16 protein-coding genes are annotated in these 18,585 nt (G+C 64.5%); 14 read left to right on the top strand and 2 right to left on the bottom strand.

Translation table 11 applies throughout. The features are described from left to right. Window positions 1-10: 10 nt before the first annotated feature. Genes CQZ88_RS06120 through CQZ88_RS06095 form a run of 7 tightly spaced genes read left to right on the top strand, consistent with a single transcriptional unit; the run spans window position 11 to window position 8,410 of the window. The gene (locus CQZ88_RS06120; RefSeq protein WP_102799398.1) at window positions 11-763 is read left to right on the top strand and encodes a hypothetical protein; all 753 of its coding nucleotides are present in this window, start codon (window positions 11-13) and stop codon (window positions 761-763) included. Window positions 764-765: 2 nt separating this feature from the next. After that, a complete protein-coding gene (locus tag CQZ88_RS06115) occupies window positions 766-2,895 on the top strand; it encodes a hypothetical protein (protein WP_102799397.1) in 2,130 nt (709 codons plus the stop codon). Further along, on the top strand, window positions 2,895-4,487 hold the full coding sequence (locus CQZ88_RS06110) for a hypothetical protein (protein ID WP_102799396.1): 1,593 nt from the start codon (window positions 2,895-2,897) through the stop codon (window positions 4,485-4,487). The genes CQZ88_RS06115 and CQZ88_RS06110 overlap by 1 nt, the downstream gene beginning before the upstream one ends. Further along, window positions 4,487-5,986 (top strand): ATP/GTP-binding protein, encoded by a 1,500-nt coding sequence (locus CQZ88_RS06105; protein ID WP_258008467.1) that lies wholly within the window; start codon window positions 4,487-4,489, stop codon window positions 5,984-5,986. The genes CQZ88_RS06110 and CQZ88_RS06105 overlap by 1 nt, the downstream gene beginning before the upstream one ends. Before the next feature lie 32 nt (window positions 5,987-6,018). Beyond that, window positions 6,019-7,167 carry a hypothetical protein gene (locus CQZ88_RS30535; RefSeq protein ID WP_258008466.1) on the top strand — a complete coding sequence of 383 codons (1,149 nt, stop codon included), beginning with the start codon at window positions 6,019-6,021 and terminating at the stop codon, window positions 7,165-7,167. Window positions 7,168-7,211: 44 nt separating this feature from the next. Next, window positions 7,212-7,793, top strand: coding sequence for a TraG/TraD/VirD4 family protein (locus CQZ88_RS30530; RefSeq protein ID WP_258008465.1), 582 nt, complete (start codon window positions 7,212-7,214; stop codon window positions 7,791-7,793). Next, window positions 7,790-8,410: a hypothetical protein gene (locus CQZ88_RS06095; protein WP_102799394.1), complete on the top strand. Its 621-nt coding sequence runs from the start codon at window positions 7,790-7,792 to the stop codon at window positions 8,408-8,410. Before CQZ88_RS30530 ends, CQZ88_RS06095 begins: the two co-directional genes overlap by 4 nt. A 159-nt stretch (window positions 8,411-8,569) precedes the next feature. On the opposite strand, the gene CQZ88_RS06090 is transcribed toward CQZ88_RS06095, so the two are convergent. Then, window positions 8,570-10,105 (bottom strand): AMP-binding protein, encoded by a 1,536-nt coding sequence (locus CQZ88_RS06090; protein WP_006947295.1) that lies wholly within the window; start codon window positions 10,103-10,105, stop codon window positions 8,570-8,572. A gap of 542 nt (window positions 10,106-10,647) precedes the next feature. Between CQZ88_RS06090 and CQZ88_RS06085 the strand changes: the two genes are divergently transcribed. Next, window positions 10,648-11,778 carry a GAF domain-containing sensor histidine kinase gene (locus CQZ88_RS06085; protein ID WP_006947296.1) on the top strand — a complete coding sequence of 377 codons (1,131 nt, stop codon included), beginning with the start codon at window positions 10,648-10,650 and terminating at the stop codon, window positions 11,776-11,778. On the opposite strand, the gene CQZ88_RS06080 is transcribed toward CQZ88_RS06085, so the two are convergent. After that, a complete protein-coding gene (locus tag CQZ88_RS06080; protein WP_044476585.1) occupies window positions 11,750-12,382 on the bottom strand; it encodes a response regulator transcription factor in 633 nt (210 codons plus the stop codon). The two genes, CQZ88_RS06085 and CQZ88_RS06080, sit on opposite strands and share 29 nt — an antisense overlap. 210 nt (window positions 12,383-12,592) lie before the next feature. Here CQZ88_RS06080 and CQZ88_RS06075 point away from each other — a divergent pair, with 210 nt between their 5' ends. From CQZ88_RS06075 to CQZ88_RS30525, 6 genes are all read left to right on the top strand, one after another. Then, complete coding sequence (locus CQZ88_RS06075; RefSeq protein ID WP_006947300.1) at window positions 12,593-14,131, top strand: aromatic/alkene/methane monooxygenase hydroxylase/oxygenase subunit alpha; 1,539 nt, start codon at window positions 12,593-12,595, stop codon at window positions 14,129-14,131. Further along, entirely contained in the window at window positions 14,131-15,222 is a 1,092-nt protein-coding gene (locus tag CQZ88_RS06070; RefSeq protein WP_006947302.1) for an aromatic/alkene monooxygenase hydroxylase subunit beta, read from the top strand. The genes CQZ88_RS06075 and CQZ88_RS06070 overlap by 1 nt, the downstream gene beginning before the upstream one ends. After that, window positions 15,219-15,536 (top strand): MmoB/DmpM family protein, encoded by a 318-nt coding sequence (locus CQZ88_RS06065; protein WP_006947304.1) that lies wholly within the window; start codon window positions 15,219-15,221, stop codon window positions 15,534-15,536. The genes CQZ88_RS06070 and CQZ88_RS06065 overlap by 4 nt, the downstream gene beginning before the upstream one ends. An 11-nt stretch (window positions 15,537-15,547) precedes the next feature. Then, a complete protein-coding gene (locus tag CQZ88_RS06060; RefSeq protein ID WP_006947306.1) occupies window positions 15,548-16,579 on the top strand; it encodes a 2Fe-2S iron-sulfur cluster-binding protein in 1,032 nt (343 codons plus the stop codon). A 245-nt stretch (window positions 16,580-16,824) separates the two neighbouring features. Further along, on the top strand, window positions 16,825-18,324 hold the full coding sequence (locus CQZ88_RS06055; protein ID WP_006947308.1) for an aldehyde dehydrogenase family protein: 1,500 nt from the start codon (window positions 16,825-16,827) through the stop codon (window positions 18,322-18,324). A 27-nt stretch (window positions 18,325-18,351) separates the two neighbouring features. Further along, a partial coding sequence (locus CQZ88_RS30525; RefSeq protein WP_258008464.1) for an alcohol dehydrogenase catalytic domain-containing protein occupies window positions 18,352-18,585 on the top strand: 234 nt, incomplete at its 3' end.

Below are 18,585 nucleotides of genomic sequence, written 5' to 3'. Positions count from 1 at the left end.
GGAGAATCAGATGGCACCCGATTTCAGCTCGATCAAGCCGGGATCCCAGCAATCGCCCTCGGCAACAGCAGCACCGACGCCGACATCCTCGGCGAAGACGGCAGAGACCAAAGGATGGAAGGCAGCGTTCGGCAGACTGCCCACATGGTTCAAGTACGGCCTGGTGATCCTGCTCGTGGTAACGATCCTCGGGAGCATTCTCGCGGGGTTGAGCGGCGGTAGCTCGGAGTCCGACACGGTGCGGACCGGGCACGGTCCCAACTCGATCACCAACGGTGTTCCGCATGGCTACGACCACACCGAGGCCGGAGCACAGACCGCGGCCGCCAACTTCGTGCAGGCAGTGAGCCAGATCGCCCTCGGCCGGGTGACCGCCGCCGACCTGAAAAACAACCTTGTCGGGGACGGCGCCAGCGATGCTTTGATTGCCATTGTCGAGGACAACGTCTCGCACTCCGAAGACACCGTGATGAACAACATCCCGGTCCTGGTCAACGTCACGGACTACTCGGATGACCGTGCGGTGGTGTCGGTGTGGGCAGTCTCGGCGAGCCAGAGCGATCTGAGTGGCACGGGCAAGATCAGCGTCCTCACGGTTTGGTCCACGACCACGGTGACCTTGGAGTGGGAGAACGGGGATTGGAAGGCCGTCGATTGGGCGTTCCGGTCCGGACCCGAGCCCGAAGAGGTCTCGTTCCCCGAAGGGGACTCCACTCTCGCCGAATTCGGCGCGAACGGCCTCTACACCTTCTTCGTGGAGTAATCATGCGACCCCTTGTCCGTACTTTTCTTGCGGTGCTGCTGGCAGTGCTCGCGTTGGCCTCGAGTGCGATTCCCGCGTGGGCGCAGCCGCTCAGTGGCGCTGCCGAAGGGTGGCCTGCTGGGATGCCAGACGAGCTCAAGGAGTTCTTTCCCGGTCACCCGGAGTTCGAGGCGGCCGGGTGGTCGACCGATCCTGCGTGTGCGGACAAGGGTGGCGACTTCGGGCAGTACCTCGCGCAGTACCTCCGCTTCGACCAGCAAATTCTCTACTGGGCGTCCCCTGTGACGCAGCGCATCGCGCAGTACGCCGAACTGATGGGCGTCTCGGAGGATGAAGCGAAGCAAGCGGTGCTCGATGGCAAGGCTCCGACCACCTGGCCGGCATCCTTCCCCGGTGGCGACCCGGAGTTCTCGCCCTCGGCCAAGGTGTGCGCTGCGGATCTGGCGAAGTGGTCCGAGCCGGGCGGGAACCACTGGGGATTTACCTGGGCGGCAGCACCCGACACCGGTTCGATCGCAGTGATGAAGCAACAGAAGTGGGTCGATAACCTGCCGGACGACATCTTTGAGAACCCGTGCAGCGACCACGAGATGCTGTGCAACAGGGCCTATTTCCTCGACTGTGACAAGACTTCAGGGCCGGATGAACTCGTACAGTGCCGCGCCTGGAACACGCGGGTGGGGGCGATGTTCGGCGGCATCTGGAACTGGAAAGAGCAGAACAAGGACTTCGCTGACCGGTTCCTCGATCTCGCCAGAGTCGGTGGTGTGGTCCTCAAGGCCGCCACGCCGCTTCAGATCCAGCTCGGCGTCGGCCTCGGTATGGCGGCCGTCGACAAGTCCGGTGATGTGGTCGCGTTCATCGCTGATCCGGGCAGCGTGATCGACGACTGGGCCAACAGCACCAAGGAAAGCGCGGTATCGCTGACCACCTCGGTCCTTGAGGGCTTGGCGAACATCCACGAGTTCAACCCGCGGGATGAAGGTTTCCTGCGGTGGTACGCGGTCAGTTGCGGAATCGGGGTGTTCGTCATGTCGATCACCGCACTGTTCACGATCTACCGAACCTCCGCACAGAAATCGACACGAATGGAACTGGCGCACAGCCTGATCGGATACGCCCCGTTAGGTGTGCTGTCGATGATGTTCGCCCCGGCCGCCGCCGAAATGCTGGTCCAGCTCTCGCACGCGCTGACCACCTCCCTGTCCGGACTGCTCAAGCAGGACTTGGAGCAGGCGGTGGTGTCAGTATCGGCAATGCTTGGAGGCATCACGAGCGACACCGTCGTCGGTGGCTCTCTGACCGGCATCGTGTTCTTCGGGTTGTTGTTTCTCGGGTCGCTGGCGTTGTTCTTCGGCATGTTGATGCACGCCGCTGCCTTGCCGATCCTCGCCGGCCTGACAGGTGTCGCGTTCGGATTGTGGGTGCATCCGAACCTGCGGAAGAAGGCGATGCGCCCGATCTTCGTATTCATCTCGATCGTGTTTTCCAAGCCGGTGATCTTCCTCGGTCTGGGGTTCTTGGCCACGGTGCTGATCGACAGCAGCGCCGGGGCTTACGTCGACGGTGACCTCGCGTCGCTTGGCGCCTTGGCGATGTCGGCGGTGTGCATCGGACTGGTCGGACTCGCTCCGTGGTCGCTGCTCAAGTACGCCCCGTTCATGCCGTCCAGTGAAGATTCGGAAGGCTTCGGCGATACCGGATCGGCGACCGGACAAGGGCTGGGCGGCACGTTGCAGACCGCGCAGATGGCAATGATGGCCCGCGGCGGTGGTGGCGGGGGTGAGGTCGCTGCGGCCCGCTCCGCAGGGGCAGCACACTCCCATCCTGTCGGCGGCGGGGGCGTTGGTGGGGGAGTGGCCTCCACCTCGAACGGGTCGACGTCCCATAGTTCCGCCGGGTCGACCTCCCACCAGCACTCGGGTGTTACCGCAGGTCATAGCGGTGGTGGGCACGGTGGGGCGAGCACTCGCAAGCTCATGGGGGCAGCCAAGGGCATCTCCGGCACGGTCGCATCGGCCGGGGTGGGAGCGGCTGTCGTGGCCGGGACCGTGGGCGGCGCAGCGCTGAACAAGGCAGCCCAGGCGGCACAGAACGCTCCTGAACGAGCCGACAACATGGGAGATCAGTGATGAGTGACAGTGAGCAGCGCACCTCGATCCTCGGCTCGGAAATCGCTCGCCGAGGACTGATCCCCGTTCCCGAACCGGTGCTGTTCGCCTATGCAGCGGCGCTGATGGTCTCGATGTTCCTGTTCGTCTTCTTCGGATCGACGATCTGGACACTGGCCGGTGTCCTTGCGGTGATGGGCGGCACGCTGTGGGCGACGACCGACATCAACGGTCGCCGGTCTTGGGCGGGGGAGAAACTGCACCGGATCCGGGATCGGCGGCGGCGAAAGCACGGTGAACACCTCTACCGGGCACCCGGTGATGAGTTGTACGGGGTGCTCGGAGCCGATCCGGGCTGGGATTTCCCGGTGCCGCTCGGAGATGTCGCTCCGCTGGATCTGACCGATACAGGTCTCGATGACATGTTCATCCTCGAGCACCGGACGCCTGGTGACAACAACTACTACTCGGTGGTGCTGTCGATTCAAGGGCTCGCCGAAGGACTCCGCGGTGCAGAGGAATGGGCAGTGACCTCGCAGGCGTTCTCGCGCACGCTGGCCTCGTTCGCGCGCCGATCCTCGCTGCTTCGAGGGCTGGAAATGGTGCACCGCTCGGTGCCGGCCGATCTGACTCCGCACGTGGCGTGGATGGAATCGGTGGTACGTGCGAATCCTCATGCACACCGGGTGATGCCTGCGGTCGAGTCCTACGGCCAGCTCATCGACGGTCTGGCCCCGGAGTCGGAAGAGCATCGTTGCTACGCCACGCTGATCTTCCCGAAGTCGATCGAGTTGCTGTCGGCGGCCGGAGCGGTCGCCAAGCGTAAGGGCGTAGAGACGAAGGCCGGTATCGGCCAGGTCATCGTCGAAGAGACCATGCGGGCGGTCGGCGCGCTGACCTCGGCCCGGCTCGGGCAGGTGCAGGTGCTCGGCCAACAGCGTGCCTGTGCGGTGTTCCGCTCGATGCTCGATCCGTCCTACGCACTCGACGCCCACCGGGGCGCGAACTGGGGCAACTGCTGGCCGTCGTATGTCGGCGGAGACCTGTCGACACGGGTGTCCGACCGATGGGATACCCGAGTCGGGTTGATCCGACCCGGTTCGATCGAGCCGATCCCGCTGCACGCTGAATGGCTCTCGCCGCTGTTGACCGGCGTCGACCCGGACCCCGGCGATCATGTTGAGGGGATTCCGGCCCAGCCAACAATCCGCACGGTGAAGGTGCGGATGGATTTCGTCGATGCGGTCAAAGCGCGCCAGGTGGCACGCAAGGACGCGACCGAGGATGCAGCACGCCAGTACAAGGAGCGAAAGAAGGGCCAGGTCACCGACGGTGCATCGGAGGTCATGGCGTCGGCATCGCTGCGTCGCCGCGAAGACCTCAAGCCGGGATCGGGACACCACGGGGTGATCTGGTCGATGGCAGTGTCGGTCACCGCACCGGATGAGGATGCGGTGATGCGAGCGTGTGCGCGGCTCGAGCAGGCCGCCGACCAAGCCGCCATCAAAGAGTTCACCTGGTTCGACGACAGCCACGATGTCGCGCAATTCCTCACTCTGCCGCTCGGCCGCGGACTCGCGGCCACCAAGTACACCCGGGCCAAGGGGGTCTGATGCCGTCACTACGCAGCCGCAAAAAGGACGCTGCGCCTGCGCCGACCGCTCCGGAGGTAGATCAGGCGGACACGCCGGTGGTTCCTCGTCGACGCCCGCCGAAGCGCAACAAATGGCTCGACCGGTGGGGCTGGTACGAGCCACGCCCGGAAGGGGTGTGGTCGACGACTCGCCAGGCCGAAGCGCTGAATCTGGCGACCACCCGCAAAAACGTGCGGCACGAAGGTCTCGTGTCGGGGCGGAACCTGATGTCGAATGCGCTGGTCATCACCGATCCGTTCGCGTTGTACGGAAGTGAGATCGAGAACATCAACGTCGCGGTGGTCGGTGACATCGGCAAAGCGAAGTCCTCACTGATCAAGACCACCCTGGGACTGCGGCAGATCGCGGCCGGCCGTCAGGTCGTGGTGATCGACAAGAAGCGTCAGGGTGATCGCGGTGGTGAGTACACCGAGCTCGCCAAGTCGCTGGGGGTGCCGTCGATCAGGTTCAAGACCGGCGGTGACGGTGCGCGGTTGAACATCATGGACCCGGCGATTTCGTCGTCGGTGACCACTCCTGGTGGCATCGTGCCGGCCGGTCAAGAAGTGCTGATTGCCGCGGTACTCGAGGACACCATGCAGCGGACGTTGGTGCAGACGGAGATCGCGGCGCTGAACCTGGCGCTGAGACTGGTCAACGAACGTGCCCGCAGCGAGGGCACCGAGCCAATCCTGCGTGATGTCGCCGATCTGCTGCTATCCACGCCGGAGGAAGCGACAGTCACCTTCGGCGAGGTGTGGGAGAAGGAAGCGTGCCGGTGGGGTCGTGATCCGGGCCTGGCGCTGCGGCAGCTCTGCGAAGGAGATCTGCGAGGGTTGGTCGATCAGCCGACCTCGGCCGATGTCCGTCATGCGCTCGACCATCCGCTCGTGCACTTCGACGTCTCCGAACTGCCCAACAAGGGACCGGCGCTGCGGGTGGTGATGACGGTCATCAATACGTGGCTGTCGAATGTTCTCGCCGCTCGCGCATCCGAGCACAAGCAGACCATTCTCATCGTCGAGGAAGGCTGGCACATCGCGGAAGGCTCGACCGGGCGGGTTTTCCGCGACAATATGAAGCTCTCTCGCGGCCTGGGCCTGTCCACGGTCTCAGCGTTCCACCACATCGCCGATCTACCTGCGGATTCTCCGGCCAGGGCGTTGATGCAGGAAGCCGGAATCGTGTTCCTGTACGGACAGGATCGGGTGGACGATGCCGAGCAGACGGTTCGCATGTACCACCTGCCCGAATACTGCGTCGATCTGCTGATGTCGATGCACAAGGGGCAGTGTCTCGTGGTGATGGGCAAGTCCGATCCGGTGCTGATGAAGCACGAGCGGTCCCCGCTCGAGATCACCCTCACCGACACCGATGAGGTCATTCGAGGTGAGGCGAGCACGCTGGTCGGGCAGACCCGGCTCCCGGACACTCTCGATGCCGAGGAATTGGCCGAGCTGGTGGGGGCGGTGCAGTGAACGAGCGGGGTCAGCAGCGGCCGACACAGCCGGTGATCCCGGTCGGCACCGGCCTGGTGGTCGTGGTGATCGGCGGGGTCCTGTGGACGGTGTACGCCGGGGGCGCGGTTGCCGGCCTGGTGACCGGGGCGGGTCCGGTGTTCCCGGAAGGGCTGTACGGCACGTTGTCGGTGTTGCGGGCGTTGGTGCTCACGCCGGGTGACCCGACGGTGGGCTGGCCCGAGGACTCGAGGCCGGGCTCGGCGGTCGCGGTGTGGGTGTGCCTGATCGCAGCGATGCTGGCCTATATCGCCGTCGTGCTCGTGATCGACGGGAAGGTTTCGGCACGTCAGCGCGCTAAGCGCACGCGCCAAGAAGGGTTTGCGGACCGGACGGAGCTGCGGCAGCGCGGCCTCGATCGTAAGAGCGCAGTGAAAGCCGCAAAGACGAATCGGGCGAGCTTGGGTGATACTCCGGCCCGCAAGATCGACGCGCACCAGGTGGCGACCCGGATCGGCACGCTCTACGGCGAGCATGGCAAGAATTCCGAGGTGTTCGTCCAGTACCGGGACGGCACGCTGGTCGAGGGTCCGACCGGATCGGGCAAGAGCTGGCGGTTGGCTTGGCAGCGGATCGTCGAGTCGGTCGGGTTCGTGCTGGCCACGACCACCAAACCTGATCTGCTGTGGTCGACGGTGGGGCAACGGTTGGCGTCCGGCCCGGTCGAGGTGTTCGACCCCGAGGGCATCACGCGGTGGCCGACGCCGATGCGGTGGTCCCTGCTGGCCGGCTGCGATGACCCGGATACGGCGATCCGGCGTGCCGATGCGCTGGTGCAGGCTGTTCCCCTCGGCGATACCAAGAACAGTGGGTACTTCTCGACGAACGCAGCGAAGTACCTGCGGTGCTGTCTGTATGCGGCGGCGGTGTCCGGTGGGGATGTGACCACCTTCTATCGCTGGGCGATGCAGCGGCAGGTGCCGAAGGTCAAGGAGATTCTGGACCGGGACCTGCCGACGTGGAGCGTGGAGTATTCGCAGCTCGGCGGCTCGGGATCGGATTCGGTCGACGATGTGATGTCGACGGTCTCGACGCTGCTCGATCCCCTCGCCTCACCGAAGCTGATGGCGGCAGTCAACGTCACCGCCGACGAGTCGGTGAACCTCGCGCAGCTCATCCGCGACGGCGGGACGCTTATCTGATCTCCGAAGGCTCCTACGGCTCGAGTGCACCGATCGTCACGGCGTTGGCGGCGGAGGCGTATTACCTGGCCAAAGAGATTTCGCGGGAGTACCCGGAGGAGAGAATCGACCCTCCGGTGCGGTTCGTTCTCGATGAGGTCAACAATGTCGCTCCCATCCCGGATCTGCCCGACAAGGTCTCCGACAGCGCCGGGCGAGGAATCTCGATCTGGGCGTTCTGCCACGGTCAGGAGCAGAACATCCGGCGATGGGGTCCGAGCGCGGGGAAGATGTTCACGACGAACTCGCCGGTGCGGATCATCCTGCCCGGCCTCGGTGATGTGAATGAACTCGAGCAGATCTCCCGATTGACCGGTGAACGTGAAGAGTGGTGGTCTCCGACGCAGGCGCCTCGGCAGACGAAGGTGATGACCGCCCCGGAGATTCGCGGAATGCCTGCTGACCAGGCGTTGATGATCTACCGGGGTGCGGCTCCTGCTCGGGTTCATCTCCCGCTGGTGTGGGACATTCCGCACTGGAAAAAGCGGGTACTCAACTCTCAAGAGGTCTACAACTGGGTCTGCGAGACGGGGGAGCTGCCCGATTGGGCCTGGTCCCGCACGGGCGGGGAAGTGGTGCTCGGATGAGCGGGTATACACCGGGCAGGCTGTCGTGGCGGCATCTCGACCAGGAACAAGCACAACAGTTATGGGACGAGTTGATCGACTGGGTGGAGTGGTTTCGCGGCTGCTACCGGCTCACCGATCGGATCAAAGGCTGCTGGTATCGGCACCCGAAGATGGTCGAGGAACTGACAGCGGCGATGTCGGCGCACAAGGTCGCCTACGAACAGCTCGGCGACGGTCAGGTGCATTCATGGTCGCCGGGAAGCTGGCACTACCAGGTCTATCAACCGCTTCTGCAACGGCTGGCGGCCAACTCCGACGAGTTCGGCGACTGTATCGACGGGCGCTGCGAACCCCCGACCGTGCAGGTCACGCTGCTCAAGGGGGCGCGGGAGTGGATCGCGGCCGACATCGCGGCGCGGCCGACCCCGATCGCGGCGGCGATCGCTGTGACCGGATCGCTCCCGGACTCGGGCAACGGGGCGGGGCCGGCGGTGATCGACGCTGCGCGGATGGTTGATCTGATCGACTCGGGCGATGCCGAACCTGTCGATCCTGACGACGAGTTCGGGCCGGTCTCGTATGACGGCCACGTTTGGGAGTGGTCCGACGATGCGGAGGGGTACGTGCGGACCTAGAGACTGCCGTGTCCAATAGGCCAGGTGCCTGTCAACGGCATGATGAACGATTCGCGTCGAGGAGGAAGGGAGAAAGTGAACCGTCCTAACGTGGTGCTGTTTTACCAGGCGGTAGCCTGCCCGCGATTGACACCTGGTCTGACAGCTGTGCTGTCGCGGTTAGTTCACTTGGCGGTCACCAGTCCAGAATTGTGCGCGGAGCCTGAATTTCTGAACCTTTCCGGTCGCGGTGCGGGGGATGCTGTCGGTGAACAGCACTTGTTTGGGGATTTTGTATCCGGCGAGACTGTGACGTGCGTGGTCGATCAATTCGGTCTCGGTCACTCTCTCGCCGTCTCGACGCACCACCAACGCGGTGACCATTTCACCCCACTTGTCATCGGGAACGGCGATGACGGCCACCTCGGCTACCGCGGGGTGAGTGAACAGGACATCTTCGACCTCGATGGAGCTGACATTTTCCCCACCAGTGATGATGACGTCCTTTTTGCGGTCGGAGATCGTCAGATACCCGTCCCCGTCGATGGATCCACCGTCACCGGTGTGGAATTGTCCGCCCCGCATCGCGGTGGCGGTTTCCTGTGGGTTGTTCCAGTAGCTGTCCATCACCGTGTTCGAGGCGACCAGTATTTCCCCGTCCGCGTCGGTGCTGATCCGGGTTCCCAACGACGGCGCACCTGCCTTGGACAGCATCTTGGCGCGCTCGATCGCCGGAAGGTTGTCGTATTCGGCGCGCGAGCGGTTCACGGTCAACAGCGGCGAGGTTTCGGTGAGACCGTAGATCTGGTTGAACTGCCATCCCAGTTCTTCTTCGATGCGGGCAATCGTGCGTGAGGGCGGTGGCGCTCCCGCGACGACCAGGCGGACCCGGTCGCGACCGGGGATCTCACCGTCCCACTGCTGGGCGGCGTCGAGCACCATATTCCACACCGTCGGAGCGCCGCACATCAAAGTGATCCCGTGTTCATCTACTCTGCGCAGAATTTCTGCGCCGTCGACTTTGCGGAGAACTACCTGCTTGATGCCCAACCCGGTTGCGGTGTAGGGCATTCCCCAGCCGTTGCAGTGGAACATCGGCAGCACGTGCATCAACACATCGCGGTCGCTGACCTGCATATGCATCCCGAATGTGACCGAGTTGATCCAGATGTTGCGGTGCGTGAGGCGCACGCCCTTGGGTTTTGCGGTCGTACCGCTGGTGTAGTTCAGTGTTGCGGTGGCGTCCTCGTCGGGTTGTTGCCATCGGTGGGGTTCGGCGTCGAACCGCAGTAATGCCTGGTCGGTGTCGGCGCCGAGCACGAACCGGTGGCGGGCGCCGACGTCGGCGAGGGCCTCGTCGAGTTCCGGGTCGATCAAAACGACGTCGGCCTTGCAGTCGCCGATGATGTAGGAGACTTCTTCGGGCTGCAACCGAAAGTTGACCGGGACCAGGATCCGTCCCGACGAGGGCACCGCCAGCAGCAGCTCGAGCAAGCGCGCGGAGTTGTGACTGACGACCGCCACTCGGGCACCTTCGGGTACGCCCAGCTCATCGAGGCCGGCCTGGAGCGCTCGGCCTCTGCGCGCCAGGTCACGGTAGGTCAAGTTTTCGACGGCGGCCGCGGGCTGTACCGGCTCGTCGACCACACCGATACGGTCGCCGTAAACGAGTTCAGCACGATCGATGAAGTCGTTGGTGGTCAACGGAACGTGCATGGAGTCCTCCCCATTCTTGTCTCGAGACCCGCACGAAGAACTATCCGGAGCTCTCCGGTCGACGTCGAACACAACGTCAGAGCCGCCTCGCGCCACCCCACCGTGTCCACAGTTCAACAGTAGGTGGCAGCTCGAGGCGTGGGGAACCCCCGCCGGCAACAGCTACCTCCGATCGGAGGTAAGTCCACCCAATGCACTTTTGGTGCCGCGCCAACAGTGTCGATCAGGACGTCTGTCATGCGAGGGATGTTTGGCATCTCTCGCATGGAACCTGCACGGGTACCTGGCCCGCAAGGTGTGCGGGAACCCAGCCCCGGCCCGAGAACTTGGTGTGGAATGGCGCCGCTCCTTCGTCGGAGACCGTGGCGGGTCGCCGATGGCCGAAGACATCGGGAAGCGGTTGGTCGAATTCGTAGCCTGCGGGCAGAGGACCCGTGGACCGCAGCATCCTGCTGGCGTGTCTTCGCGTCCTGCCTGACGGGCTCGAAGGCGCTACTGTGATAGTCGTCGGCCATCCGCCGCCTGAAAGGGGGCTTGTCGACATGACTGTCCTGGGTATCGATTCCGAGTTCAACGCTGCGCTCCCGCTGCTCGACCGAACAGCGGCACTGCGACACAGCGCGGAAATCGTCCACCGTGTGCTCGGTGCGGACCTGGCGGCCGGAGCGAACCGGATCGCCGAGGACGACACCATGAAGGTGGTGGCCGTGGTCGGCGGGCGCACCGAGGAGCTCAACGGTCTGGTCGTTGGGCCGCAGGAAGGCCTTGGCGGGCAGGCGGCGGTGCTGCGGCGGACCGCGGCGGTCGAGGACTACTGCCTGAGCCGGGCCATCACGCACGACTTCGACCAACCAGTTCGGGCGGAAGGTTTGCGGGCGGTGATGGCCGCCCCGATCGTGCGTGCGCACCGACTCTATGGGCTGCTCTACGCCGCCCGTAGAGTCCCAGTTCCGTGGACCGACCGCGACCGGACTGACCTGTTGGGTCTGGCGCGGCAGACCGCGGTGGCTATGGAGGTGGCCGACAGTGCCCACGAGATGGCCGAGGTCGCCGTGTTCAGCGAACGTCAACGACTCGCGATCGCATTGCATGATTCCGTGGGCGCGACGTTGTTCAGTTTGCGGGTGGCGTTGACGTCGGCCAAGGCATCGTCGGAGCTCGGCCCCACCCTGGAACTGTTGACCGATGCTCTGGCCCTGACCGAACGGGCAACCTCGGAGCTGCGGGCTCAGACCTTGTCGCTGCACCAATCACCCGAGGACAAGGCACTCGCGGTCGCCCTGCAGGGTGATTGTCGCGACTTCGCCGAGCGGGCCGGTGTGGCGGCGGAATTGGTGGTGCTGGGCGACCTGCCGCTGCTGGACGTAGCCAGGACCGATGTGTTGCGGCGCACCGCCCGCGAGGCACTGCTCAATGTGGAGAAGCACGCTGCCGCCCACTCCGTGGTCGTGAGCCTGTACCGGGCGCAGGACGGTGTGGGGATGGCCGTGGCCGACGACGGCACGGCCGGCGACATCACACTCGAGGACGAGCGTGGCTTGGGTCTTCAGGTAATGGCCGAGCGCGTCGAACGGGTGGGTGGCTGGTTGTCCTGCGCCGGCAACGACGAGGGCGGCGGTACGGTGCGGGTGTGGGTTCCCGCCGCTAGAGCATTCCGGCCTGTTGCGCCTTGACCACCGCGTCCAGTCGGTTGCGGGCGTCGAGGTGGGCTAATAACGATTGAACGTAGGACTTCACCGTGTTCGGCGCCAGGCCCAACTGCTGTGCGATCTCGGTGTTGCTCTCACCCATGGCCAGCCGCTCGAGCACTTGATACTCGCGCCGCGACAGTGCCAGCGGATCCCCGGGGCTGATCACCGGGTCACAGTATCGTCGTCCGGCGGCGACCTCCCCGATCGCGGTGATCAGCACCCCGCAGGCGTTGTCCTTGTGCACCACCGCATCCATCCCGACCAGCCCCGCGATTTGGCCCACCGTGCGATTGCTGTCCCCGGTGAACAGCACGAGCTTCACCCCTGGGCATGCCCCGCGGAGCGCTGCGGCGGCGTCCGGCAGCACCATGTCGGGCAGATGCAGATCCAGTAGCACCACGTCGGGTCGTTCGGCGGCGGCAACCGCAACGCCGGCGGTCGCCGTGCGCGCCCCCGGGCACATCCGCATGCCCGCCGCCCCCTCGACCAGACGTTCCACTCCCAGATGCACGATCGGATGGTCGTCGACCACCAGCACTCGCACCACTCCTGGATGGGCACATGGCACGCCTGGATGGGCCACCATGTCGGCGGGATGCGCGAGTGTGCCGCTCTGGACTCGGCGGTGAGGGGGCATATTTCCCACGGTAACCCCGCATGTTCGCGCTCGCCACGAAACCCCTACCCGGGTCGATTACCTCCGATCGGAGGTAGTCAACCCGGGGTAGAAATGTGATGGTGATCTCAACGCGATGGTGGTCGTCACCGTCGTCGGACGCTAAACGGGAGCGGGTAGATGACTACATCGGTCACAACTCAGCACGAGAAGATCAAGTCGTTCGACTGGGAGCCGAGCTACTTCCACCGCGACGCACTGTATCCGACCAAGTACAAGATCCCGCCGAAGACCAAGGACCCCTTCCGCACCCTCGTACGCGAGTACGTGGGGATGGAGGAAGAGAAGGACGACCGGCAGTACGGTGCGCTCGAGGATGCGCTGAGCCGGATGAACAACTCTGCGCAGGCCGAGCCCCGCTTCATGGAGATCATGAAGCCGGTGCTGGCGTTGGTCGACTTCGGTGAGTACGCCGCGATGAAATGCACCGCCATGCTCGTCGACACGGTGGAGAACCCGGAACTGCGCCAGGGGTATCTCGCGCAGATGATCGACGAGGTGCGCCACACCAATCAGGAGGCGTACTTGATGCGGTACTTCGCCAAGCACGCTCCGGATCCGGCCGGCTTCAACTCGGGTTTCAAGATGCGCGCCTTCGACCCGATCGGTCGACCGGGCCGGACGGTGTTCGAAGCGTTCATGAACGACGACCCGATCACCAATTCATTGAATTTGCAGGTCGTCGCGGAGACCGCGTACACCAACCCGCTGTTTGTGGCGGTGACCGAGGTGGCGGCCGCGAACGGGGATCAGGCAACCCCGTCGGTGTTCCTGTCGATCCAGTCCGACGAGGCGCGGCACATGGCGAACGGCTATTCGTCGCTTGCTGCGGTGCTGAGTGAGCCGGACAATTTACCGATGCTCCAGGAGGACTTCGACACGGCGTTCTGGCGTCAGCACTCCTTCCTCGACAATTTCCAGGGCGCGGTCTACGACTACTTTTCGAAGGTGCGGCTCAAGTCCTACAAGGAGTACTGGGACCAATGGATCTGGGACGACTGGGCCGGTAGTTACATTGAGCGGCTGGAGCCGTTCGGCCTGAAGGTGCCGCGCTGGATCAACGATGCGAAGCGGCATGTGGAATGGGGCGGCCATTCCGCGGCAATGGTGTCCGCGGCGCTGTGGCCGGTACATGCCTGGCGGTCGGATTACATGATCGAGGAGGACTTCGCGTTCCTCGAAGAGAAGTACCCCGGCTGGGAGGAGCATTTCGGCGGGTTCTGGACGGCGTACCGGGAGATGGGCGACCCGCGTAAGGGCCACCTCGCGCTGGAGCTGTTCCCCGAGATGCCGCCGATCTGTCGGACGTGCCAGATGCCGTGCGTGTTTCCGCGGCCCGACATCAACGAGATCCGGTTGTCGATCGACGCGGCCGGCCAACGGCACGCCTTCTGCTCAGAAGCCTGCCAGCACATCTTCCGGCAGGCCCCGGAGCGGCACAGCGGTATGACCTGGTGGGAGGTCAATGACGGTGTCGAGCTGGCCCGCTACATCGAGGACGCCGGTCTGCTGCGGTCTGATGGCCGGACCCTGATGGGACAGCCTCACGTGCACACCGAGGAACGCTGGCTGTGGACCATCGAGGACATCCGGCGCACCGGATTCGTCATCAAGGACCCGCTCAAGGCGTTGCCGGCCGACGCGTTTACGGACATCTGATGAGCACCGAACTGATCGCCGACGGCGTAGTGCCCGAGACGGTGGGCGAGGGTTTCTACTCGGCACGCGAGCTGACCTATATCCGCCCGCAGAAACGCCGAATCTCCGAGTACGAGGCGGTAATCTGCCACGCTCAACCGGACCTCGACCAATTCGACTCCGGCGGCTGGTATCTTCTGCGGCCTGATGGATTGGGCTGTCAGGACGCCCGGACCACCGCACTGACGCATCCGAACTGGTTCGAGTACCGCGACCCGTCCAGCCTCTGGCAGCGCCCCTATATCAAACTGCAAGCCCAGCAGGAACGGTCCATCCAGGGGGCGATCACCTCCGCGAAGGCCAACGGTTCATTCAGCGACATCGCACCGGGGTGGCTCGACCTCGTGTCACGCTACTACGAGGCGTTCGCGTCGTTCCAGTGGGGGATGTTCAAGGCGCACGCGTTCGTCACCCGGGAGGCGTTGTCGGACACTCTGTCGATGACCTACACCTTCAGCGGGATGGACCGGCTACGTCACCAGCAGGACATTGCGCTCTACAGCCTGGATCTGCACGAGCACGCGCCCGGCTACACCGAGGGTGCCGGCGCCGAGGCTTGGCTCAACGATCCGGTGTGTCAGGGCGCACGCCGACTGGTCGAACGGCTGCTCTCGCTGCGGGACTGGGGTGAAATGGTCTTGATGACGAACCTGGTGGTCGAGCCCCTGTTCACCGCCCTGCTCGGCAGCGAGTTCTTCCGGCATCTCGCCCCGCTGCACGGTGACGTGGTCATCCCGGTGATCGAGATGACCGCGGAGGCGGACCGGCTTCGCAACCGCACGGCGACACAGGCCCTGATCAAGTTGCTCACTGCCGATACCGACCGCTCCGGTCGGCCCGTACCAGCAGCACGCAACCGTGAACTTATCCAGGGCTGGGTCGACTCCTGGTATCCGGATGCATTGGCGGCCGTCGACGCATTCCTCCCGGTCTTCGATGCTGCACCGGCCGGGTCCGGCGTCGGCGAACGCGCCCGACAGCGCGTCGTCAGTACAACCGCGGACATCCTCGAGCAGGCCGGTCTGCAGGTTCCCGCGGCGGTGACGTCATGAGCCGCACCCCGGAGCCCGGACGCAGAACCATCGGACTCGTCCTGATGAAAAGCGAGGAGGCGCAGGCGACCGTCCACTACGTCGCCGAGGAGTGCCCGCAGATCCGGGTACAGGATCGGGACACCTTCTTCCTGCTGGAGGCCGAAGAATCGATTCGCATCCCCCTGGCGGAGGTCGAGGAATACCTTGGGAAGCCGTTGACGATGTCGCGGTTCCTGGTCTGCATGACCAGCTACTACGGGCGGGCACAGGTCGAAGACGACGCCTTCGTCATCACCTCCGACATGTCCCAACTCGAACCGGCAAAGATCTGAACGGACAGTCGATGGCACACGTAACACTGGAGCCGACGGGGGAAGAATTCTCCGTCGGCGAGGACGAGGACATTCTCACCGCCGCCCTGCACAACGGCATCAACCTGCAATATGGATGCCGGCACGGGAACTGCTCCTCGTGTAAGCACTGGCTGCTCGACGGCGACGTCGACGACTCGGCGGGGTCGGTCTACGCGATCCCACGCAACGAACGCGAGGACGGGGCGATTCTGCTCTGCTGCGCCTACGCCAAGAGCGATCTGGTGATCGAGATTGACCAGCACGACGGTGTGGAGAAGCTGCCGCCGATGACACCTCCATCGCCCCGGCGGGCGAGGGTGCTCGACCAGCGCACGCTGACGCCGAACCTGGTCGAACTACGGGTCGCGTTGGACCATCCGCTGAGCTTTCGGGCCGGTCAGTACGCGGAGTTCACCCTCGACACCGGGGAACGCCGCTCCTACTCGCTGGCGAGCCCGCCGAGTTCGGGACACGAGTTGACCTTCTGCGTCAAACGCGTGCAGAACGGAGTGTTTACCACCGTGCTCGATCGGATCGAGCCGGGATCGCTCCTGCATCTGGAGGCGCCGTTCGGCACGATGTTCCTCCGGGAGACCGGTCGCCCGGTGATCGCGGTCGGGATCGGCTCCGGCATCGCGCCGCTCCTGTCGATTCTGACCGACGCCGCCGAGCAGAACATCGACGTCCCGATCCGGTTCTATTACGGAGCCCGCACCGCCGGTGATCTGGTGTATCTCGACGAACTCGCCGAGCTGTCGCGAAGGTTGCGCGATTTCCAATTCATTCCGTGCCTGTCGCAAGGTTCGCCCGATACGTTGCCGCCGAACGGGCGCGTCGGGCGGGTGACCCGAGCCCTCGCCGGAGACATCCGGGACGCCTCACTTTATGACGCGTATCTGTGCGGCGCGCCGGAGATGTGCGACGCCGTCGGCCGACTCCTCGAAGCCAAGGGACTGCCGGAGGCACGCATCCACGCCGACAAGTTCTATCCGGCCATCGAAACCGCCCAGCTCCCAGCGTGAGTGAAGTGCGATTCATCAACACTGCACACCGAAGTCGGATTCACGATGCAAAAGGATCCTCGATACGCCCCCCGGGCTGCGGGGGTCCACCGGCATCGTCACCGTCGTACGCGTGCCGCCCCCGTACGAAGCCTCCGGCTGCTACGCCACCTGCGGGGCATACGGGGTAGCCGCTTGCACAAAGCCAGCGACAAGCCGCCCACTAATAGGTCTCATTCACGAAAATTGTCTCCAGGAGATTTGCGATGACAGCTGTAGCAGAACACCCGATCTTGCCCGCGGTTCGGGGGTTCCTGAATGGCAACAAGAAGCTTCTGATCGATGGCGCGTGGGTGGACGCCGCCTCGGGCAAAACCTTCGCAACCACCGACCCGGCCACTGGGGCCACCCTGACCGAGGTGGCCCATGGCCAGGCCGAGGACATCGATCGGGCGGTCCGCGCCGCCCGATCGGCGTTCGACACCGGTCCGTGGCCGGCGATGAAGCCGAACCAACGCGAACGCCTGTTGTGGCGGGTAGGCGACATCCTCAGCGAACGCGCGGCGGAGTTCGGCCAGCTCGAAGCACTCGACAACGGCAAGTCGGCGGGGATCGCCACCGCAGTCGACGTTGCCTGGTCGGCGGATGTTTTCCGCTACTACGCCGGCTGGGCCACCAAGATCGAAGGCTCCACCATCAACGTCTCCATGCCGTTCTCCCCCGGTGGAGAGTTCCACGCCTACACCCTGCGCGAGCCGGTCGGGGTGTGCGGACTCATCGTGCCGTGGAACTTCCCGTTGCTGATGGCCGCCTGGAAACTGGCGCCGGCCCTGGCCGCGGGTAACACCGTCATCCTCAAGCCCGCCGAGCAGACCCCGCTCACCGCGCTGCTGCTCGGAGAAGTGTTCCAAGAAGCCGGGTTCCCACCGGGTGTGGTCAATATCGTCACCGGATTCGGGGACGCGGGAGCGGCGCTGTCCGGGCACGGGGATGTGGACAAGATCGCGTTCACCGGTTCGACGGAGGTGGGCAAGAAGATCGTCGACGCGGCCAAGGGCAACCTGAAGAAGGTGTCTCTCGAACTCGGCGGCAAGAGTGCCAATGTGGTGTTCGCCGACGCCGACTTCGACCTCGCCGTCGAAGGTTCGCTCAACGCGTGGTTGTTCAACCACGGGCAGTGCTGCGTCGCCGGCACCCGGCTGTACGTGGAGGACCGGATCTTCGACGACTTCACCGGGGCGGTGGCCGAGGCTGCGAGCAAGGTCAAGATCGGTCCCGGGATGGATCCGGCCACCCAACTCGGTCCGCTGATTTCGCAGGAACAGTTCGACAAGGTCACCGGTTACCTGCGAGACGGGTTGGCCGACGGGGCACGGGCTCTGACCGGCGGCAAACGGTGGGGCGAGAGCGGGTACTTCGTCGAGCCGACGGTGTTCGTCGACGTCAAACCAGAGTTCAGTGTGGTCCGCGAAGAAATCTTCGGCCCCGTGGTGGCCGCGTTGCCGTTCGACGCGGACAACGGTGTCCTCGCCGCGGCCAACGATTCCATCTACGGACTCGCCGCGGGCATCTGGACCAAGGACATCTCCAAGGCGCACCGGACGGCCAAGAAGCTCAAGGCCGGGTCGGTGTGGGTCAATCAGTACAACGGCTTCGACACCGCGATGCCCTTCGGCGGCTACAAGCAGTCCGGCTGGGGACGTGAACTCGGTGGCTCCGCCATCGACCTGTACACGCAGATCAAGTCCGTCAACATCGCGCTCTGACGAACTCGTACCGACAAGGAGTATTAAGTGAAAACCAAAGCAGCGGTGTTGCTGGAACCCGGGAAACCCTTCGAGATCATGGAGCTCGACCTCGATGGTCCCGGCGTCGGCGAAGTGTTGATCAAGTACACCGCCGCCGGGTTGTGCCACTCGGACCTGCACCTGACCGACGGTGACCTACCACCGCGCTATCCGATCATCGGTGGCCACGAAGGGTCGGGCATCATCGAGGAAGTCGGCCCCGGTGTCACCAAGGTCAAA

Origin of the sequence: Rhodococcus sp. ENV425 (genome assembly GCF_002887785.1) — a bacterium.
Taxonomy (GTDB): domain Bacteria; phylum Actinomycetota; class Actinomycetes; order Mycobacteriales; family Mycobacteriaceae; genus Rhodococcus; species Rhodococcus aetherivorans.
This window is presented reverse-complemented; position numbering and strand designations above follow the sequence as displayed.